This window comes from Alkalihalobacterium alkalinitrilicum (assembly GCF_002019605.1).
In the GTDB taxonomy this organism is placed as follows: Bacteria; Bacillota; Bacilli; order Bacillales; family Bacillaceae_F; genus Alkalihalobacterium; species Alkalihalobacterium alkalinitrilicum.
Genome location: NZ_KV917368.1, coordinates 838,956 through 859,278, shown reverse-complemented (window position 1 = coordinate 859,278; position 20,323 = coordinate 838,956). Strand labels below are relative to the sequence as shown.

Below are 20,323 nucleotides of genomic sequence, written 5' to 3'. Positions count from 1 at the left end.
AAGAACCTGAAATTGCTAACAATACTTCAATAAGTAGTAAAGCTTTACTTTGGTGGGGTCAGGCCCCTTTCTCTTTTTAAGTTGGAAGTGACGATTCTCTAATGCCTTTAAGATCCTTTCCTAGGTCCAAGCTTAATCCAAAGATCAGCTAAATCCTCTTCACTAAACGAAATAAGATCTTCTAACGTCACCTCTTCTTCTTCAAATAATTCTATGTACTTTTCTAAATGAAATCGTTCATTTTTTATAAAGGTGTCGCTTTCCTTTCATTGGCCCTTCCCTCATGCAAATTTGAAAATTTACAAAGATTTTTTGGAATGAAATCGATACAGCTATTCTAGTAAAATGGAATAGTTCTATCATTTCTGCCAAGAGACCTCCTTCTTCTAATTTTCGTTAGAAATTTAAGTAGAAGGTGAATTTTCGTTTTTCGTATTTAGGTCTTATTTTTTATTCTATTTTTAGTAAGCTGTTTTGAGTAAGCTTTGTTGCTTCAGGCTTATTAAAGGATTACTAATCTTATAGCATCATTAGAAGGTATTTATTAACCAATTTAATGTTGTACGAGGGGGAAAAGCATGAAACGAAATAATTTACTTTTTACGACTATCAGTTTTGTACTACTAATCTTATTTGCTGGTTGTGTTCAGCAACCTAATATTGATATGAGTAAAGCATTAAATGAATGGAGAGAACATTTTGAAGGCGTAGAGACAGTTGCAGCTTCATTTGATGGGGAGATTACTATCAACCTTAGAGTAATGGTTGAAGAACAACTAACGCAAGAAAAAGCCGATTTGTTATTTAATCAAATGTTAGACAGTATTATTCAGTATTCCAATACATCAGACGTTTGGGATTATTATAATGGGTATTTTCAAATTGTAAGCTATGACGACGGAGTGATATATGAAGCAACTAAGCTTATAGGTGACAATTTGAATGTCATATCTAACAAATAAATAGTAAATAACAGAATACTTAAACGAAAGAAGGAGTTGTCGCGGCGGCAACTCCTACCGCGTACTAAATGAAGCAGTAAAGTTTAATAAAAGGTAGTACGAATGACGAATGAGGAGTGTTGATTGGAGCTATAACCTTTTATAGTTTTGAAATGAGAACTAAAGAAGCAAAAAGTGTTAAACAAAGAAATATTAAAAACAACTTAAAACAGAGCCTAAAAAGTGATAAGTTTTTGGCAAGTAGTATTATATGGAGGGGATATAGTGAGTAAAAAGCAAAAGATATTATTTAGAATTTCAATTGCAGTAAATATTTTGTTAGTCATTGTGGTCGCTTGGGGGTATATAAAAATAAATTTTGCATCTGAACAAATTTTCTTAACTGAAGTACAGCATAATCTAGTAGAATTGGAGGGTTTAATCGCAAACCAAAGTGATGATAATTGGTCAGAACCTAACTTGGTTACAACTCAATTAGGAGATATATTGAACGGAATTTGGCTTGGTATGACCACTGGTGAGCAATTAAGCACACTTTCCAGAAGTGATAAGGAAATTCTTCATAATTTGTATTATAAACTAAAACAATATCCTAACGATAAATTATATAGTTTCGCCGAATTAAGCCAAGAAGATCAGGAGAATTTTGAAGAGCTACAACAGATGCTTCGTGATGCAGGATTGGGATTGAATATACAAGTTAGTGCGAATATGAATTACTTTATGAACCAAGCAGAGAAGTTAGAAAAAAACATCGAAGCATCATTAAATTAACATATCTCTTATTATGCTTACAGGTGGTTTTAATTTTATAACGAGTACAGCCACTTCCATAATGGAGGTGGCTGTTTTACACCTCACACAAATATTTGACCGGAATCATAGTAAGGTTTTTGGTAATTAGCCTTAAATAATCGCAATTCTTCGGGGAATTTAATTTACATATTTTCCGTAATCAGGAATAGCAATACTGTCAAATTCATTAGTAAGCTTTTCTAAACTACTAGTTAACAATTCACCCGTCATCGGAAGCCCGTGACCAGTTATTGCAACGGCTGGTTTTAACTGGTTTAAGGTTTTTACCGATTCCTACGCAGCCTTCCAGTCGGTTGTAAGATATCGAGGAGGTGCACTTATTCCTGTTCTTGTGTTATTACAGAGTATAAGGACTCTTGCTTGACCGTCACAAAGGCATCGCCAGCAATTAAAGCACGATCCTCTTCTCTAAACAATGAAATATGGCCTGGTGTATGAATCCATTTAAAGTCCGATAAATGCGGGACCCTTCCATCAGCAGGAAGTCTTTCTAATTTACTTCCTCACAATCTGCACATTATAACAATACAAATCAGGTAGAACCTCTATTCCAACCCCACTTGTCACCGATGTAGTCGGTATCTTTTTATAATCACTGCCATACGTCATTTGTTCTTTTTCCATTTTTATCCCCATCCTTAGTTGCTTATTGTCACAAGATTGTAGTACTTTATATTTGTTAGAAAAAAATTAAAAAGGTGCTTCAGTTCAGCGATACTCACGTTTAGAATTTCCTATTAATCATTTATAGCTAGCACAACACTATAAATTTTTAGTAGTAGATTCATCAATATTTGGTACTTAATGACATAATTAAATATCACGGTTAATGTGCTAAACCAAACCATGCTTTCTCTTTTGTGAAATCAAACAGGCTGGCTCCACAAGTCGTGTTTAACAACAAACAGAGTCAGCCTGCTTTATAATAACTTTTTTACTTCCAATAACAATAAATAAACTCGAGGTTAATTTTCAAAAAACTTTTCATAAGAAAAAAATTTCTCTTTACTGGGAATATTTTCCACTTAATTGTTCAATACTAGTTACTGAAATAAATAAATATTATTCCACAGTAGCTCAGTGGTAGAGCAATCGGCTGTTAACCGATCGGTCGTAGGTTCGAGTCCTACCTGTGGAGCCACGGAGAAGGTTTGACCGTTCTAGTTGGGGTTCAAATCCCCACTTCTCCGCCATTACTTCTTCGCTAAAAATTCCCGCTATTTTTCGTCCTTATTCGGCAAATCATGACGTTTATAAATACCTTGAGATTGCAAAACCTGCCTGACCCAATTCATGTCCTTTTCTAGTAATTTCAGACTACTTGAAAGAACTTGTCCATCAATAATAAATGCCTGCGGGTTTCCTCTGCTCGCTTGAATGTTATATACATCTTTTTGCATGGCATTTAAATAAGGGGGCTTCGCTAAAGCTGTTATCGTCCCATCTGTTTCTAGAAAAGCCGTTTCTACCTGATCTTAGATGATATTTATAGAGCTCATTCAAATTCCTCACCACTTTATCTTTATAATATGATCAACTATTTAGCATTTTTAGTTTGGAACCTTTTTTTCAATGTGTTGCACAAAAAACTGGAGTAAATGATACAGCCCATAATTTTACTAACGCTCCCCGTTAGCATTCCTGTAGTGCGTTAATTTCGACTTTGAAAAAAATAGAGCTCCTCAGTAAGATATGAGTATAGACACCACTCTAAAACTCAACCTTAAGGAGGAAGCTCTTATATGAAGTTTAAAATGCAAGACAAACAAAATCAACTAATTGAAAGAATTTCTGATAAACATCTTGTTGTTGGTGTGGATATTGCCCAACAAACACATGTGGCTCGAGCTGTAAATTATCGTGGTATTGTGGTCGGTGATCCTTTATCTTTTGACAATAATGAAGATGGTTTCGCAAGGTTAGTTGAATGGATAAACCAGTTAAAAAACACTAAAGGCCTTAATACTGAAATCGTTGGTATGGAGCCTACAGGACATTATTGGTTAAACCTTTCTGAATGGCTTTACGATCAAAATATTGATGTTGTAACCGTGAATCCTCATCTTGTTAAAAAGAATAAAGAAAACAGAGATAATACTCAATCCAAAAGTGATAAGAAAGATGCTTTAGTTATTGCTGATATGGTGAAAAATGGTTACTATTCCTTTATTCGTCCAACTACAGCGGCTTTCGAAAAGCTAAGAGTATTGATGTCTAACCGAGATTCCATAGTTAAACGACATGTCAGCGCTGCGAACCAAATTCATCGTTGGGTTGATATTATTTTCCCTGAGCTTAGAGAAGTTTTTAAAGACGTTACATGCAAAGGGCACTCGCTACTCTCCGTTTATTCCCTACACCGAAAGAATTACGTTCGATGGAAGCTACGGATATTGTTAAAGAGTGGAGAACAGAGATGAAGCGTCAACCTGGTATTAGAAAAGCTCAAGCCCTCATTCAATTAGCCAAGAATTCTGTTGGTAATGATAAAGCACACGATGCATATAAACTACACCTAAAACAATTACTTGAAGAATTTGATCTCGCTACAACCCAACTTGAAATAGTAGAAAAAGAAGTATCTGAAGCACTTAAAAGCATTGCTTTTACTGATAAATTACTTGATATTAAAGGATTAACAGAAATAACGATAGGTGGAATTTTAGCTGAAACTGGTGACCTAAGTCAGTTCGCACATGGTAATTCACTATTACGACATGCGGGTCTACACCTAGTCGAGGCTAGCTCTGGCAAATGGAAAGGCCAAGAGATATATTAATCTAACTGAGGGAGTTTAAGTACATTCTTTCACAATTAGAGTTAGTTTTATATCAATAATTGGTTTATTTAATTCTAACACCTGTCTTTTCTTATCCAATTAAAAATGCATCTACCTCTATAACTATAGTTTGATGTTCTTATGCAAGAAAATGATTCTTTCTATTTCTTCAAAACCATTTTTCTTATAAAATTCTTCGGCAGGTATACCCCTATCTGTGAGAAGTATAATGTTACTTATATTACTGCTATGAAGCTCTTTTATTAAATGATTTAACATCGCTCTTCCAATACCCTTATTTTGACATTGTGTTTTTACACACATTTCATTAATAAAAAACTCATCTCCGCTCCACCATACTCTATTTACACCAAAAATAAAGCCGAGAATTCCGTCGTTTTCTACCGCTAAAACGCCTAAAAATCCAGGTGTCTGGTAAAAACTCAGTAAATATTTTTTAGCCTTTGTAAATGTCCATTCATCATTCCAAGGCTCATCATTGAATACTTCAATAAATGTTTCCGTACATTTAATTAAATCATTTTTTGCTAATAGTTTAAATTCCAAGGTAAATTCTCCTTATCGCTAAATGTATTATAAAAACCACCTTAACCGTTTATTTATGGATGATTCTACGACAAAAAACAAAATTCCTTATTCGCTAACCTGCCCGTTAGGACAACAGAAAGTGCGCTGACCTTGTTAAATCAACGCAACATTTAATTTAATAGACATTGGCTCTTGAAGTAATTTCTCTTCTATTTCAGCTTTGTTTTGGCTTTCATTGGCTTTATGAAGGACATTTCTCTTGCAGTTAAGCCATGTTTTGTCTTTCATCGGCTTTATGAAGAGGAATTAGTTTTTTCAACTCTTCTGCTATGGTAGCACATGAAGCGACAGCGACACCTCTTATTGAACAATTCTGTTCTTATCTACAGTACCAGCTCAAAAAAGGTGAAAGAATGCACTCTTTATCGTTGATTACATGTAGTTATAGATACACGTTTTAAAGGTATGATACAAGCCCCCTGTGGATGAAATTGCTACTGAAGGCTTGTAGCATTTTTTCGTCAGGCGACGAGCCTATCTATCACAACTACCGCGCTTACGCTTACTGTCCTTAAAGTTTAATCTGGAAGAAGTGCACTTCCACACTAAACTTCAAGGTTGTTTCTTTCCCCAGTTCCCCAAGTCATTTCCCCATTTCTTTGAATACGTTGAATACTATAAAAAATAACTGTATATAATGTTTCCGCATAGGTAGAAATCTAGTTGTTTTTGTATCATTACATACGTTAAATACGGTAGAAAAACATACTGTAGATAAGCCTCCGTTAGTGTAAGAAGGCAATACAAAAATAAGCTAGGAATGACATTTTTAAATTACTTAGATGTCATCCCTAGCTAACGCTTTTGTCTAGAGTGCTTAAAATATTCTATATAACATGTTGTACCCTCATTAGAAAACGAATAGTAAATAATATATTTATCAATAATTATCTTATAACTGCCTTCCCATTCTGGTTTATCTGCTGGAATACTAGTACCTAGAAGAGCAATCTTTTCTTCAATCTTTTTAACTACTTTCTTATGTTCTTTTGTCTCCTCTAAAGTGAAGTGCTGACTTTGAATGTTGCTAAATCCTTCTAATGCTTGATTGGTCCATTTTATTACCATTTATAATTCACCTTGATTAATCATCTCTAATACTTCATCAGTTGAATAAACTTTTCCATCTAATATATCCTTTTTTGCTTGAAGCAACTTTTGTTTTAACTCTGATTCAGCATCAACATCTTCCTGGACTGTGGTTTCTGGTTCTTCTATCAAAGTTAAATAGTATTTTTTTCCATTTATCTCTACAACCGACTCTCCATCATGAATAATACTTTTAATCAACTCTGCTTCATATCCATTAAGCTTCCTCATAAACCTATCCACCTCCATTTCAAATACCTCTAACTTAATTATACAACAATTTTAATAAACACCGAAACAAGTAACTAAGTCATTGCTCCCTCTTATATTTTCATTTTCAGTAAAATGTTCTAACGTTTTTCTTGAGTTGAAAAATGTGTGATTTCATCTTTAATATTTGAAGAACTTTCAGAACAACCAACTATTAGCAAAAGCGTAATCACAACAGCAAACTCAACTAAAATTTTTTAATGAAAACCACTCCTTTACCATACTTTTAACCGTCAACGTACCCCCACTGAAATAGGAACCGTAAGGTTCCTATTTCAGTGGGGGCTTGGGTTTGCTACTCAGGTATCCTCATTACAACACGTTTTGATATTCCGTTTTCGATATTTTTTTCTTGCAGCTCACTTATCTTTTTGTTGAAATATTGGTTGATAGACTTTATCTTTTTCCCATCCATCAAGAACGTATCACCGTGATTTGTTGCACAACTCATCATGTAGTCCACACCTAAATCGCAACTCAAAGCGTTCATCGTTGTCGTTGGTTGGTTCTTCATTTGAGCAACTTGCATTTCATATGTGTAATGCACCTCAAAGAACCGACCTTTTTGCTTTGGTACAATTTCAATATACGATACTTTCTTGTTCAACAAATTTTTAGGCATACGAATTTAAATCGAACCTAAACGTTTTCTAAATTCAACGTTCATCGGAATTGACCAGTACCCGTCTTTGTCTACTTTGGGAACTTGATAGATTTCGATAATGCGTTTCTCAGTAGTGAAAGAATACTTCGGGAATTGTGGACGACCCGTGAAAGCATCTGAGTTCGTCTTCCATTTTTTTAGCGTCTCAAAAAAGCTCTTAACGTCCGAATACAACGTTCGGCGAATCGCTTGAACGATGTTTGATTGAACACTCCAATAGTTAACATCTGCCTTCATACACTATTTGTTAGTCTAATACTTATTATATCATTGGACAAAAGAAGCGAACGTCAGTTCTTTAGAAAGTGGAAAATGATTTCAAACAAGCAAAAGGGTTAAACCTATCGGTTGACGGCAATTCATCTCCACCTGAATTGTTGGGCTAACGCCCTTAACACAAATCAGATGGAGTCTTCTTGCCTGAAAGGATAAAATATACAAAGTTAGATAAGCTAATATCACCACACCCATGATTCTTAGCCAATTTACATTTAATAGATTAAATGCTTCTTTAATAACTGTTCCAATTTTTCGAGCGCTTACGAGTGGTGACAGGCACCTAACGGTATGACCAAAACCAATTATGATATAACTCGATCCAATTAAAATTCATGTGACCTTCTTCTATAGAGATGGAAGCTAGTGGAAGTATGACTTTCTTCCTCCCATGCCTGCATTCAACCAATATTCCATAAAATTCATCAACTTTCATCTCTTGATCTAAACCAATACAACTCACTTCAAATTCTGCGACTTCTAGAGGCCCAATCTCTTCTTCATACAATCCTGAAAATGGAAATTTTACGAGTTTCATTAAATAATCATAAAAGCGGATTAAACTTTTTTCATTGACGTTAAGCGACTTGAACAATAGACTTTCTTTATACTTTTTACCTCTCTCAAACTTCGTAACTCCTAAAATTTCTGCAGCTAAAACCTCCCACTCTTCAATTTCAACCTCCTCCTCTTCAAGCATATCTTGAGGAACAATGAGTCCGTTGACGAGAGATAATTGATTGAAAGGATTATCCTGATCAACTGATTGTATGGAAAAGTTACTATCAAAATAAGTCATCTTAAACATATCTCGAATTTTCTTAGATTTTTGTGAGGTCGTGCTTTGCTTAGTGCCAAAATAGTCAAAAATATCTGTTGCTGAGACATATGGTTGACTTGATTTATCAAATAAAAAATTGATCGTTCCTAAAGCATGGATGACGGCTGCAGCCCAAATTTCAATACGGCCAGACACAAAAGGGACCTCTCTTTTCCTTGCCATTTTATTAATTAACTTTTGAATCACATCATCGTATTCTTGGTTTAAATATTCCTTACTAAATTCTAGTGATAATTTTAGTAATTCTGCTTTCTTTTCCTCTACTTTTTCTTTAACATTCGCCCTTGCCATTGTTTACTCCCTCCAATACTTACTGTTTCCTTTTGAGAGACTCGGCTTATAGCCGTTCCCTATAGCGGAAGCCCTAATCTTTCTTATACTATCATCTGATAAATTTTGTAATTTCTGATCGTAATACTAAAAGAACATATCATTCCTTTGATTTCGACACTCTTCACATCTTTTCGGATAGGTAAATCCTTTTTCCTTATAAAATTGCTGCTCACCGATTGTAAAAGTAAATCGTTTCCCACATTCCCAGCATTTCAAAAGTAAATCTTGCGGAGCTGAACCTTTTAAAGCCTCATTAATCGACTCTGTTCTCTCCTGTACAACTTGTACATCCATCGGCTGTTTATCTTCCAGTTCATCGATCGTTTTTCGAATTTCTTCTCTTACCTTCTTATAATCCACTGTTTCCCATAATTTTAAATAAGGGATAAATGCTTTCTCACCAGATTCCTTAATCTTTGAAAGAAATAATAAAATCATTGGCCTATTCCGATCCTTTAAATAGGTCATATCCGGGGAAATTATCCCCTGTTTGAGCCATTCTCGCCATTCATTTAACAGTTCGTCCGTATATTGATCGGACTCGATTTTCCAGCCTCGATCTGTAAAAACGATCATAGGTAGTTTCCCAAAATACTCAATATCGAGGAAATCATAATCAATCATCCAATCAATTTTTTGCATAATATCGTCTAGTTTCTCAGATTTAAAATAACCATAGACAGGACAACGATTAAGCTCTAGCTCCAAAACTTTCTTCTCCTTTGACCCCTTTAAAATTTTGGCGAGAAGCGTTCGTCCTCCTCGTGTAACAATTTCGTCAGCAGCTCTCAATATGACTTTTATTTCCTCTTGCGATAATCGGTTACTGTTCTTCATCAAAAGGGCATCTCCTCATCATCAAAATAGTTCGAAACGACAGGCTTTTCTTCCCTCTTTTGCTTGGCATTTGTTTTTGCCTTGAAAGCAGGCTTCACATTTAAGGTCTTTCCAAACTTTTCCTCATATAAATCCCGAATCCATACTTTTACAGGTGCTTTCCATTGCTGTTTAGATGAAGGGATATTTTTAATTAAACTCTTAGGTGTCATGCCTGGCTCCTTAGCCATTTGTATGTCAGCTTGATTTAATCGACAGCGCTTTTCGCCTCTGCCCAGGCTTCCTCATTCTTCTTTTTGGCCATTGATTCTCACTCCTTTTACCATTAAAATCATTTAATCCCATTGTAACAAAAAGGACTTCTGGCCATAAAACATTACAGACTAGATAAATATTTTTGTCATTTGCAGCAATGGACAAATATCTCATCTTATCTTGATCTAGTCCATTATCGACAAACCTTACTTCTCGGTTTCCCATTATAGGAAGAAAAGTAAGTTGCTAGATTAGAAAAACCCCAGTCTAATTTACCATTATGTCAATAACTAGTTCCAATCATTGCTATAAATACGAAACTTGTGAGTTACTAAACTAAACCCAAACGGCAGTTCCATTGAATATAGACTCCATTTTTGAACGAAAAGTCAGAATATTCTTTACTATACGTTCTAGTAATGATACTATTTTATGGAAGGGAGGTTAAAAATGGGAAGGCACAAAGAATTTGATGAGACCGAGGTTTTGCTTAAAGCAATGGTGGTATTTTGGCGAAATGGTTATGAAAAAACGTCGATGCAAGATTTAGTTGACAGTATGAACATCCATCGTAGAAGTATTTATGACACGTTTGGGGATAAGCAGACGTTATTTCTAAGAGCTTTACAACTTTTCGAAGAAATTATCGAGAAAAAAATTCAGCATGAGGTTAAGCCTACCCATTCCGTTAAATTAGCGGTTCAGAGATTATTTGAAATGGCTGTAATTCCTGATGATAGAAGTCCACCAGGATGTTTTATTGTAAATACGGCAGTTGAACTCACCCAACATGACCAAGAAATTGCCGAGAAAATCAATAAAAGCTTTCATAAGACAGAAACATTAATATACGAATTATTATTACAAGGACAAATACACGGTGAAATATCCGATCAACTTGATCTAGAAAATGTAGCTCAATTCATTCATAATTCCTTCATTGGTATAAGAGTATTATCCAAAACAACAGATGATAAAAATAAACTTCGCAACATCATTAATTCAACTTTAGCTGTTTTAGATTAATATTTTTAGAATGAACGTTCTAAAATCAAATTTAGTTCTATAAGGACGGTGAGAACCTTGAAACATTTAGAAGGGTTAAAGAAAATGGCAAAAGGCGAAATTCCAGGGTCACCTGCTGCACAAGTACTTGGTTTTAACGTAGTAGATGTTGAAGAAGGTAAGGTTGTAATTGAAATGACTGCCGATGAACGGTTACACAATCCGATGGGTACTTTACATGGAGGAATATTATGTGACATAGCAGATGCTGCCATGGGCTACGCGTTTGCTACTACATTAGCTGATGATGAGCTTTTTTCAACAGTCGACATAAAATTAAATTTCCTCAAACCTATTTTTAAGTCAAAACTCCGAGCTGAAGGAACGTTAATTAAAAAAGGTTCTTCTGTCGGATTGCTCGAATGTCATGTTTATGATGAAAAACAAAGCCTCGTTGCACATTCAACAAGTACATGTATGATTTTACAGGGAAATTCGGCTGGAAAAAGATTGAAAAATGAATAATTGACAAGCCTTTAGAAAAAGATAGTCCATCCAGCTAAAACTTATGCGTGGACAGATTCTTAAATCTGTTTGGGCTTACATTTTATTTTTACCTTGTGGACAGCGTAATCTAATAGCTTCATTTGAAATGATGTATATAATAATAAAGGCTATTTTCCAAAAGATGGTTGTTTTTATCTCATTGCATCTTCAAAAATGTGAAAGCTTGGTTTGTTTCTTCACGCTTATGTGTGAAGTGTTTGAACATCTTAAAACAGAAGAACAAATGAATTTGCCCATTTGTGCTGATGGATGTTCACAAAACGAGCTAATCGCAACAAAATGTCGAAAACAGCCTTAATAAAAAGGTGGGGTCAAATGCCTACTACATTATCTGCTCCTTCCAAAACTGAAAACGACGTACTCCTGGAAGAAAATAAACTCATTCTAATATGGACATTAACGACTTTGCTCGTAGTAATGAATACGACAATGTTCAATATTGCATTACCTTTTATATTTACAGACTTTTCCTTAAGTTCATCAACGGCTTCATGGTTAGTTTCTGGTTATTCCATCACGTTTGCTATTTCAACGCTGACTTTTGGTAGATTATCTGACTTTATTCCAATATCTAAACTCCTTCTCATTGGGATCAGCATATTAGCAATAGCATCGGTCATTGGTTTCTTCGCAACCAACTTTGGAGTTTTATTATTTGCCCGAATTCTGCAAGCTGCTGGCGGGGGACCTGTTATGGCATTAAGCATAGTAGTGGCTGGCCGATATATTCCTCTTGTAAGGCGTGGAAAAGCGATGGCATATATAGCTTCATCCGCTTCATTGGGATTTGGGTTAGGTCCTGTAATCGGGGGAGTTATTACTCAATACTTGGGATGGAACTACCTTTTTGTTGTCACTGGATTATCTGTTTTATCCATTCCTTTCTTCCTAAAATTATTACCTAAAGAGGTGATTAGGAAAGGCCATTTTGATCTTTTCGGTGCTATTCTCACTGGGCTCAGCGTTATCGGACTCTTACTTTTTATATCTACCTTTTCGTATAGTATTTTGATAGTAACTGTTCTTCTCTTTACGATATGGTGGAAATATCTACATAAGGTAGAAGCGCCTTTTATACCGCCAACCCTTCTTAGAAATTCGCAATATACTAAAATTCTGTTTATTGGCAGTGTAGCTTTTTTTATCAACTTTTCGAATTTGTTTTTAATACCCATTATGCTTACAACTGTATTCGGAAAAGGACCAGTCGAAGTAGGAATGTTTATTTTTCCTGGAGCGGTTATTGCCATGTTGGCTGGACAAGTGATTGGGAGGTTAATTGATCGTTACGGCAATGGCCTATTGTTTATCTCAGGTCTCTTATTTTTATTCAGTGCGACCATTTTATTTGCATGGTTATCCACCTCTCAGCCTTATTTTATCCTGTTAACTTACATGTTTGCTAGTATAGGATTCACCTCATTGTCAACCTGTATTTCTAATGAGGTAACAAGGCTCTTGCCAACAACCCAAATTGGAACTGGGATAGGGATTGTTCAATTAACACAACTTTTCGGTGGCGGGCTCGGAGTTACGATTTCGGGATTATTATTAACCGTACAAGAAAGTTTATCTCCAGAAATCATATATAGAAATATTTATTTTACTTTTTCCTTTGTAGTCCTCCTTGCTGTCATAGTATACATTTTATATTATCGAAAAGCTAGGTCACAATCATAGGGACGGTTCGAGACCAGTGAAAAAGTAGCTTTTAATTCTCCCGAATTAATGAAATATAGAAATCTCAGGTCAAAAATTGAAATCTAATGGGAAAGTGGAGAATATCTCTGTGATATTCTCCACTTTCTTAGGATACCATCGCTGCTGTCCTCTTAATATTTACTGCTATGGCAGCTAATTTTGATTGTTTCGACACGCTTAATAGACCATACCCCCTTGCTCGAGATAGGCCGTGAAATCTTTTGAGCTCCGCATTTTTCCCTTCAATAGAAGCTCTCTTTTTATATTTTTCTAGGAATTCCTCAGTTTTTTGATACTGGGATATTTCATAAAACTCGGTAGTGTTTTTTCCTACCGTTAGGATTCTTCCAGCTCTTTTTTGAGTACATTCTTCTTTTAAAGGACATTCCTTACATTGTTTTAAATCAAAATAGTATTTATATCCTTCTCTTTTTCCATCTTTTCTGTTAGATATATAATGCTTCTTTTCAACAGTTGTGTTCCCTTGATTGCACTGCCATTCATCAGAATCCTTGTTATATGTATACTGACTTTCATCAATTCTGTAAACTAACGAACTAACTGGTATATACGGTTTCGCCTTAGTCTCTTGTATATCATCAAGTATAGACTTTCTGAAATAAGCTTTATCTCCGTAAACTTCATCAATCATAATGCCGGCTTTCTTTGTTTCTGCGAGGATTTCTTTAGCATAATTCCCATCCATATAAGAACCATTAGCTGTTCTGACAGAAGTAATAATTCGTTCGTCTGTTGTCATGACGAACTCTGATTTGAAACCAAAAAAGTCTTGTGTTTTACTTTTGCGTCCAACTCTTGCATCCTCATCTATAATAGAACGTATTCCTTTTTGATTGATAAATTTAGGATCCGCTAATATCTCTTTTGCCTTTGTTAAAGCTCCTTCCGTTTCTAGGTTCTCTGAACAAGTTTGTTTTTCTACTTCATCTATAACCGTTTCCAGGTAATCTTTCATAACCTTTTTTGCTTCACGATGGTCATTGATTTCCTTATAATCTGGTGCCATAGGCACATCTTTTAATTCTGATCCAGTTTCTTCTTCAAAAGATTCAATAATCCTTTTTGCAAGATGCTTCATTAAACGTTCAGGGGTTTTCTTAATCGTATTTGCTTCAATATGGGTCGCATCAATACTAACACTCGTCCCTTTAAGAATTCCTTTTTCTACACATTGCCTTACTATCTCTATAATGATTTCATCCAGTGTAGTTTCCTCTAGACGTTGTGTCCTGAATTTAGAAAGAAGACTTTTATCAGGAAGTCTATCTTCTGGGTTTATCCCAATAAAATACATAAAAGCTAAATTAAAATTTGCTTCTTCTATCAGCTTTTCGTCGGATAAATCATGGATATACTGAAGAAAAAGAAGTTTACACATTAGCTCAGGTTCCTTTGCAGGTCTACCAAACTCTTTACAATATGTATCCTCAAGTAAACCATTAATAAAGCTGAAATCTACTACTCTAGAAATCTTTTTAAGCATATGATTTTCTGGAATTTTATATAATACAGAGTGAAAACTTAATTGCTTCGATTCAAATCGAAGCATGAAAAAGCCCCCTTATTGGTTGATATTTGGTCGCACTTATATTATACCAGTTATGAGGGCTTTTTTTTTGTTAAAATCCTATAATAACAGGATTTGAGAGGATTTTTTTACGCACATTTTAACACTATCATTACTAATAGCTGCTTTTTGACTGGACTTTTTCACTGGTCTCGGACGGTTCTTGTGCTTCCTTCGTTTCGCGAAACAAAAGAAGCATGAGAACCGTCCCTTACTTCAACAGTTTTTGATATTTATTTTCTACCTGTTTTATTTTTGTTATAAACCATTTACAAAAAATACCTATAAGAACATATATCGGTAATGAGTATATATGCCTCCAATTGTTTGCTTCATAAATATCTAACCATATCGTAATTGGTTCTAAAACAAATGCAAAAATTAAAGCCGTTATTGTCATTGCAATAACATATGATTTCCATGTTGAAAAATACTGATAAATGGTCATATAAACAAATGGCAAATGTCCTATATCAATTTCAAAAATAGGAGGAACTAAAGGTGCTAGCATAAGTGGGTAGCCCCATAAAATAAATGAAACTCCTATTACATCAAGTAATATCACTATTGTTGCTACTAAAAAACCATATAATAGCATTTCCATCATTCGGGACTTTTCTAATAAGAGCCACCATGAAATAAAAAATAAAAACATTGTTATTAAAAGAAACCACCATGAAAAAGTAAATAAATTTTCATTGAGCCAATATTCAAAGTTTGCTTCCTTTAATTTTAAACGCAATTTAAGTACATCATCCCATGTTGGATTTTGCATAAAAACACACTCCTTCTATATTTAAAGTGTGTTTTATTTTTAATAAAATATTCCTCTTCAACTCTACTGCCTAGTTAGTCAAAAAGCGTTCCTGCTGCTATTGCAGAAACGCTATCGTTTGTTAAAGAACATCAGATAAACTTAATTTTATTTGTCTCTACATGTTTAGAAACAATTATCTTAAATAAATCAATATCATCATTTAATTCGAAAAACCTTTTTGGCAAAATTATTGCCTTATGTTTTGATATATACAAAAGAAACATCATTTCATATTCCCTTTCAAAGTGAATGTCACTCCAATCAAAAAAGTTATTCGACCTTCCTGCTTGTTGATTCCCTTGCTCTAAGCACATAACTGATTTCATTTTTAATACCTTGGTCGCATACTACTATGTCATAAATCGCCATATAAGGACTTAAGTTTACTTGTTGATGTTGAATCATCGTATCCACCCACTCAAATTTGATATTTTAATTATACAGCAAAAAAGATATAGCACTCTCAAATAATTGAGGTGCTATATCTTTTATTATTTCAGGTACTTTTTCAGTGGCCTCCTGCGATGACAGGAATATTTACGGCCGCAGTAACTTCAGGAAGGATCTCAAATAATGGACGGTCTGTTCCAAGGTGTCCCCCCGCTTCATTCCCTTCAACAACAACAGCTGCCGCACCTAATCTTTCGGACAATCTCGCCGATTTTGCTGATGAAACGATCGAGATGACAGGGACCCCATACTCTCTTCCCCAGGCATACATATCACGAGAGATACCAGCACCTGAAACAATAAAATCCACGTTCTCCTCCATCGCTGCCTTCATCTTCTCAGCAAAATCATTCATCGCAAATAACACATTGACCCCAATATAGCCAGTGCGATTTGTTAATTCCCTTGCTTTTCGAATATGGTATCTTAATTCTTCAACAGAGATTCCAGTCCCAGAGATCGTCCCAATTCCACCCGCATTTGCAACAGCTGCTGCAAGCTTACTCAATGAAATTCCTACACCCATTCCCCCCTGCAAGATTGGTACCTTTGGTTTCATATCGCCAATTTGTAAAGTGAATGCTCTCAACATAACTACCCCATTTCTAAATTGTAATAAAACTATGTAACACAGAACTCCAGATTTTCCGATATATAACCACTGACACTATGCTTTATATCATATACCATCCAGCCATTGCGGAAGAAGACATAGATGTCATTGATTATTTATGACAGTTGTAATTTGTACTATTATGGCAGTTGAAAAGTTAGTATTTCATTCGAATGAGACATAGTCCAAAGTGTGAGATCTCCCGGTGCATCATTTAAGGCTAACGATGATTATCCTTATTCTTTTAATAAAAACCAGTTTACTCGACACTAGGTAGCCACTCATAAAAAAATAATCCTGCTACGATCGCACGAGTACCTCTTTAGATAATTTACTAATGTATAAAACGACAGTCGATCTTGTAATCAAAAAAAACCCAAATATAGTGTTGATTGAAACAAAATGTCCTTGTGTGGCTATTTTCATAACGACTTATTTGACTTAAGCACTTAGTGATTTTAATAATTGATTAACTAAGTTTTCGTCTTTTAAATTTTCCTGTATTAGTTCTTTAAGTTCGTCTTCGTTTTGAACTTCACTAAATTCTTTCCCATACCATTCTTGTAGATCTTCTTTCGTAATTGTAATTTCATATCTATCGGACTTAAATGTGATCCAATCCACGTTTTGTACTAAAGTAAATAAAAATGTTGCATTATATATCACGGTTTCTTTGTACTCTTGCTCTGAATTTAGCCAATCATAATTTAGGATGATGCCATAAGGTTCTTCACTTGTTTTTAGTTCAAAACCGTTTAAATGCTCTCCACCTGGTAATTGATTAGCAATGTTTCCTACTGCACTGTTATCACCTACAAACGAATCTTTATATTGGAAAATATCTGCATTAACATTAGTTTCATTACATCCACTGAATAAAAAGATTACTATTATTGAAAACAAAAGAAACGTACTCACTTTTCTCATTTTTATGTCCCCCTTCATGAATCAAGCACTATAGTAATATTTCTAAAAAACATAAGGTTGCTTTTTGTATGTTTCCGTATACAAATCTCTTTTCTACATTTTCCTACTAGTCTCACCATTGAACCTTCTAGCAGTATAAAGAACCTTGACCTTCTATACTAACATCATGAAGAAATTCCTTAGTGAAGCTTAATTTAACCTAAGTTAAATCTGAATGTGGCAAAGTATAGTGACGCTTCTTGTGCTTCTTTGTTGAACGAACTAATTTATTATAGATTAAGTCTGCTTTGTAATTGTTTTAAGGAAAATAAGGCATACTCTCTAACTTCCTTATTTTTACTTTTGGATAATTCATGTAAAACATCAAATAAATAATCATCACCTAAAATTCCTTTATTGCCACCTTCAGCACAACATGATAAGAAAAGAAGTAAATTAAAATGAACTTTTGGTTTTTCGTGATGTCTCATTTTTTCGACCATATATCGAATTAATTCGTTTTTAGTTGAAAGTATTTTTGTAAATAAACGGTCGATCTCTTTCGGTGTTCCCTTTCGTATCACATCATCTATACTAGCGTAGTAATCTTTTATTTCTTGTTCTGAAAGGATTGTATCGGATAAATCGATTTCCTCTTCTTCATTATAATCAACAAGCCCATTGATAAATTTTTCAAAATTCTTTGCTAATCTTATTTCTTGATTTTGTTCAACATCTATAAAAATAACAGGAGGTTCGGTTTTGCTATTCCTATAATCGAGCGCAATCCATGAATGTCCATCTCCTGATATGAGTACAACACCCTTAGGTAAATCCCATTCTTGAATTAAATATTCACTTTCTAGTATTCCTTTATCTTTACCCATTCCTATTCCAAATAGATGATCAACATTAACATGGTCATCAGCCCAAGATGTTGGTACATCTGAAGGGTGTGCATTATATTTGATATAACCACCGTTTTGTTGTTTCAAGATATTTATGTAGGAATTGGGTAACTTAATGTTCAATTCCTCTTCTGCTATTTCGACCATTTCATCTGTTAACGGTTCTAATTTTCCATAGTCATTATCTTTTTGCCAAAAACTCTCCACACTAACTCCCCCTATAAAATACATTCTATTCTTTTAAAATTTTGCTATTTATCATCAACTCTTGAACGCTCGTTTGTTTATTAAGAAAAAGGCAATTCCTGTTCTTAAAGGATTGCTCACTGTTAGCTGAAGAAAAGAGAGGTTTATTTACACAATCTGCTCCCTATTTCAGAACGCGTTAGAGTAATCAAACTCCTAATCCTCCCAATAAAAAATTGCATCCATCACTAAATACTGTTTAGGTTTCCGATAGATGGTTGGTATTTTCGTTTGAAATGGCAAAGATTGATTCAATTTTTCAGCATCTAATCGTTCATAATCAAACACTTTTAACGATTGTTCCAATTGTTCTTCGATTATTTGAAATTTCTCATCTATAACTAATCGATTGAAACCATCAAGTATAGTACCATATCCCCCACCAACTACTTCGTTTGTTTCAATACGAATCGTTTTATATCTGTCATCTTCGCCCATGATTGCTACAGGTGCTAAGCGACAAATATCAATAATAATTCCATTTATCTTAATCTCTTGCAATCCGTATTTCTCTTCTATGACTGTAACATCTTCTTTTCGGTAACAAAAAAATTCAACAAAGGAAGCGTATCCACTGCCAAAATGATTCCACTCTGCTTCACATACTAAATTAGGAATACGGTTTATTCTATAATATAATCGTCTAATATGTGCTTCAATTTCATGCTCATTATTTGTATCATAGGGAAACTTATTCCCAACAATTCTTCCTTCAATTAAGGCCTGTAATTGTTCATTAGAAAACATCATGAAACACCTCTCCATTTTTCTTCACTAGACCTTACATTCAGTTCTTCTATTAATACTGCCTTTTATTTGAATACATCTATGATGATAAAGCGTTTCTAATTTTTATCCAGTCTACTTTTTAACAACAACAATAGGAACTGCCATTAGAACAGTTCCCTATTTAATGCCTCATTGTTAGTGGAAGAGGAAATTCTACTTCTTTTACAGTCTATTCTATCAAAATAAATTCTGTTTCGTATTTTTGTAAATATTGTTCTAAATAATCATTAATGCTTGGTTCGCAACCATAATACTCTAAATCAAGTTCAAAGAATTTGCCCTCATCTGCTTCGTTGATATACTCCTCAATGCTTTCAATATTAGATATCTCTATTGAGTTAAGAACGTTTATAGCTTTAGAAAAAATAATTGCTTGCCCATTTGCTCCAAGATCCTCAAGAGCTTTTGCAGTTTCGGTAACTAATGCTGTACCTCTATTTAAAAAATATTGCAAATGTCCCCCATTTTGTACTTCTGCATCATATACAAAACAAAGATGTGCAACTTTTTGTATCTCAGTTAAATCACAATAATCTTCCATTGCCAATAAATCAATAAATTGGTTCCACTTTTCATGTGGATTATCTTTCAACACTTTGTTGGTTACAGTACGTCTTAACATAATATTTCTCCCATCTTCATCTAATGTTTTATGACTTTAACAAGAAACAGTTTGCTTCATTTTTCCTCCTAATAATGGCCTGTCTCTTTTGATAAGCAAAGCAATAGGTACAATTATTAATAAAAAAGTCCCTTCACTTAAAATGTATTTAACATCTTCGCGTTATTAAGTTGCTCCTGCAGCAAGTGCAAACATAGTCTAAATCCAATACCAAACCTTTATTTTTTATTGTAAATCACCATCGCACTGAAAATGAATAGTTCAAATGAAAATTTATATCTATCACTTCAATAGATGTATCAACTGTAAACTCGTTGATTCGTGTCTAGTCCTTTTTCAGAATTTTACTTTCAAACTACCATCTCCTAATTATCGTCATT

At 34.3% G+C, this 20,323-nt stretch carries 21 protein-coding genes, 1 tRNA gene and 7 pseudogenes; 8 read left to right on the top strand and 21 right to left on the bottom strand.

The features are described from left to right. Window positions 1-107: 107 nt before the first annotated feature. Window positions 108-248: an SAM domain-containing protein gene (locus BK574_RS29135; protein ID WP_078427629.1), complete on the bottom strand. Its 141-nt coding sequence runs from the start codon at window positions 246-248 to the stop codon at window positions 108-110. A gap of 330 nt (window positions 249-578) precedes the next feature. Here BK574_RS29135 and BK574_RS04150 point away from each other — a divergent pair, with 330 nt between their 5' ends. Both BK574_RS04150 and BK574_RS04145 read left to right on the top strand, forming a co-directional pair. Further along, window positions 579-962 carry an IolE/MocC family protein gene (locus BK574_RS04150; protein ID WP_078427628.1) on the top strand — a complete coding sequence of 128 codons (384 nt, stop codon included), beginning with the start codon at window positions 579-581 and terminating at the stop codon, window positions 960-962. Window positions 963-1,226: 264 nt separating this feature from the next. Further along, window positions 1,227-1,736: a hypothetical protein gene (locus BK574_RS04145; RefSeq protein WP_078427627.1), complete on the top strand. Its 510-nt coding sequence runs from the start codon at window positions 1,227-1,229 to the stop codon at window positions 1,734-1,736. A gap of 159 nt (window positions 1,737-1,895) precedes the next feature. On the opposite strand, the pseudogene BK574_RS04140 reads toward BK574_RS04145, so the two are convergent. Beyond that, a pseudogene (locus tag BK574_RS04140) lies at window positions 1,896-2,263 on the bottom strand (MBL fold metallo-hydrolase); the annotation flags it as partial. 10 nt (window positions 2,264-2,273) lie between these two features. Then, the gene (locus BK574_RS29130; RefSeq protein ID WP_420796927.1) at window positions 2,274-2,402 is read right to left on the bottom strand and encodes a hypothetical protein; all 129 of its coding nucleotides are present in this window, start codon (window positions 2,400-2,402) and stop codon (window positions 2,274-2,276) included. A gap of 442 nt (window positions 2,403-2,844) precedes the next feature. Here BK574_RS29130 and BK574_RS04135 point away from each other — a divergent pair. After that, window positions 2,845-2,919 (top strand) — tRNA-Asn (locus BK574_RS04135). Between the two features lie 76 nt (window positions 2,920-2,995). On the opposite strand, the pseudogene BK574_RS04130 reads toward BK574_RS04135, so the two are convergent. Further along, window positions 2,996-3,238: pseudogene (locus BK574_RS04130) on the bottom strand (YetF domain-containing protein); the annotation flags it as partial. A 282-nt stretch (window positions 3,239-3,520) separates the two neighbouring features. Between BK574_RS04130 and BK574_RS04125 the strand changes: the two are divergent. Beyond that, a pseudogene (locus tag BK574_RS04125) lies at window positions 3,521-4,545 on the top strand (IS110 family RNA-guided transposase); the annotation flags it as partial. A 135-nt stretch (window positions 4,546-4,680) separates the two neighbouring features. On the opposite strand, the gene BK574_RS04120 reads toward BK574_RS04125, so the two are convergent. The 9 genes and pseudogenes from BK574_RS04120 to BK574_RS28225 all read right to left on the bottom strand — a co-directional run bounded on the left by BK574_RS04120 (window position 4,681) and on the right by BK574_RS28225 (window position 9,956). Continuing rightward, entirely contained in the window at window positions 4,681-5,124 is a 444-nt protein-coding gene (locus tag BK574_RS04120) for a GNAT family N-acetyltransferase (RefSeq protein WP_078427625.1), read from the bottom strand. A gap of 135 nt (window positions 5,125-5,259) precedes the next feature. After that, window positions 5,260-5,394: a hypothetical protein gene (locus BK574_RS28690; RefSeq protein WP_274379395.1), complete on the bottom strand. Its 135-nt coding sequence runs from the start codon at window positions 5,392-5,394 to the stop codon at window positions 5,260-5,262. Window positions 5,395-5,961: 567 nt separating this feature from the next. Then, on the bottom strand, window positions 5,962-6,234 hold the full coding sequence (locus tag BK574_RS04115) for a type II toxin-antitoxin system RelE/ParE family toxin (protein ID WP_078427624.1): 273 nt from the start codon (window positions 6,232-6,234) through the stop codon (window positions 5,962-5,964). Then, complete coding sequence (locus BK574_RS04110) at window positions 6,235-6,486, bottom strand: hypothetical protein (protein ID WP_078427623.1); 252 nt, start codon at window positions 6,484-6,486, stop codon at window positions 6,235-6,237. A 352-nt stretch (window positions 6,487-6,838) separates the two neighbouring features. After that, a pseudogene (locus BK574_RS04105) lies at window positions 6,839-7,426 on the bottom strand (transposase); the annotation flags it as partial. A 322-nt stretch (window positions 7,427-7,748) separates the two neighbouring features. Further along, on the bottom strand, window positions 7,749-8,597 hold the full coding sequence (locus tag BK574_RS27975; RefSeq protein WP_180320578.1) for a DUF6398 domain-containing protein: 849 nt from the start codon (window positions 8,595-8,597) through the stop codon (window positions 7,749-7,751). Window positions 8,598-8,723: 126 nt separating this feature from the next. Next, complete coding sequence (locus BK574_RS04095) at window positions 8,724-9,476, bottom strand: RQC-minor-1 family DNA-binding protein (RefSeq protein ID WP_078427622.1); 753 nt, start codon at window positions 9,474-9,476, stop codon at window positions 8,724-8,726. Further along, window positions 9,476-9,706, bottom strand: a complete 231-nt coding sequence (locus tag BK574_RS04090) for a hypothetical protein (protein ID WP_238457943.1) — start codon at window positions 9,704-9,706, stop codon at window positions 9,476-9,478. Before BK574_RS04090 ends, BK574_RS04095 begins: the two co-directional genes overlap by 1 nt. 7 nt (window positions 9,707-9,713) lie before the next feature. Next, window positions 9,714-9,956 carry a DUF6904 family protein gene (locus BK574_RS28225; RefSeq protein ID WP_238457942.1) on the bottom strand — a complete coding sequence of 81 codons (243 nt, stop codon included), beginning with the start codon at window positions 9,954-9,956 and terminating at the stop codon, window positions 9,714-9,716. A 225-nt stretch (window positions 9,957-10,181) separates the two neighbouring features. Here BK574_RS28225 and BK574_RS04085 point away from each other — a divergent pair, with 225 nt between their 5' ends. Genes BK574_RS04085 through BK574_RS04075 form a run of 4 tightly spaced genes read left to right on the top strand, consistent with a single transcriptional unit; the run spans window position 10,182 to window position 12,983 of the window. Continuing rightward, on the top strand, window positions 10,182-10,757 hold the full coding sequence (locus BK574_RS04085) for a TetR/AcrR family transcriptional regulator (protein WP_075387410.1): 576 nt from the start codon (window positions 10,182-10,184) through the stop codon (window positions 10,755-10,757). 57 nt (window positions 10,758-10,814) lie between these two features. After that, window positions 10,815-11,261 carry a PaaI family thioesterase gene (locus BK574_RS04080; protein WP_078427621.1) on the top strand — a complete coding sequence of 149 codons (447 nt, stop codon included), beginning with the start codon at window positions 10,815-10,817 and terminating at the stop codon, window positions 11,259-11,261. 43 nt (window positions 11,262-11,304) lie between these two features. Continuing rightward, window positions 11,305-11,601, top strand: a complete 297-nt coding sequence (locus tag BK574_RS27325; protein ID WP_158211523.1) for a hypothetical protein — start codon at window positions 11,305-11,307, stop codon at window positions 11,599-11,601. 17 nt (window positions 11,602-11,618) lie between these two features. Continuing rightward, the gene (locus BK574_RS04075) at window positions 11,619-12,983 is read left to right on the top strand and encodes an MFS transporter (RefSeq protein ID WP_078427620.1); all 1,365 of its coding nucleotides are present in this window, start codon (window positions 11,619-11,621) and stop codon (window positions 12,981-12,983) included. A gap of 130 nt (window positions 12,984-13,113) precedes the next feature. Here the strand turns inward: BK574_RS04075 and BK574_RS04070 are convergent. The 8 genes and pseudogenes from BK574_RS04070 to BK574_RS04035 form a co-directional block, all read right to left on the bottom strand. Next, window positions 13,114-14,574 (bottom strand): annotated as a pseudogene (locus tag BK574_RS04070) (IS1182 family transposase); the annotation flags it as partial. A 229-nt stretch (window positions 14,575-14,803) separates the two neighbouring features. Beyond that, on the bottom strand, window positions 14,804-15,367 hold the full coding sequence (locus BK574_RS04065) for a CBO0543 family protein (RefSeq protein WP_078427619.1): 564 nt from the start codon (window positions 15,365-15,367) through the stop codon (window positions 14,804-14,806). A 131-nt stretch (window positions 15,368-15,498) separates the two neighbouring features. After that, the gene (locus tag BK574_RS29125; RefSeq protein ID WP_420796986.1) at window positions 15,499-15,723 is read right to left on the bottom strand and encodes a YcxB family protein; all 225 of its coding nucleotides are present in this window, start codon (window positions 15,721-15,723) and stop codon (window positions 15,499-15,501) included. A gap of 200 nt (window positions 15,724-15,923) precedes the next feature. After that, window positions 15,924-16,464: pseudogene (locus BK574_RS04055) on the bottom strand (nitronate monooxygenase); the annotation flags it as partial. Between the two features lie 449 nt (window positions 16,465-16,913). Next, window positions 16,914-17,399: a DUF4825 domain-containing protein gene (locus tag BK574_RS04050; protein WP_078427617.1), complete on the bottom strand. Its 486-nt coding sequence runs from the start codon at window positions 17,397-17,399 to the stop codon at window positions 16,914-16,916. Between the two features lie 629 nt (window positions 17,400-18,028). After that, window positions 18,029-18,517 (bottom strand): annotated as a pseudogene (locus BK574_RS28220) (SMI1/KNR4 family protein); the annotation flags it as partial. Window positions 18,518-18,688: 171 nt separating this feature from the next. Next, a complete protein-coding gene (locus BK574_RS04040; protein ID WP_078427615.1) occupies window positions 18,689-19,282 on the bottom strand; it encodes a hypothetical protein in 594 nt (197 codons plus the stop codon). 208 nt (window positions 19,283-19,490) lie between these two features. Continuing rightward, window positions 19,491-19,943, bottom strand: coding sequence for a DMP19 family protein (locus BK574_RS04035; protein WP_078427614.1), 453 nt, complete (start codon window positions 19,941-19,943; stop codon window positions 19,491-19,493). Window positions 19,944-20,323 lie beyond the last annotated feature (380 nt).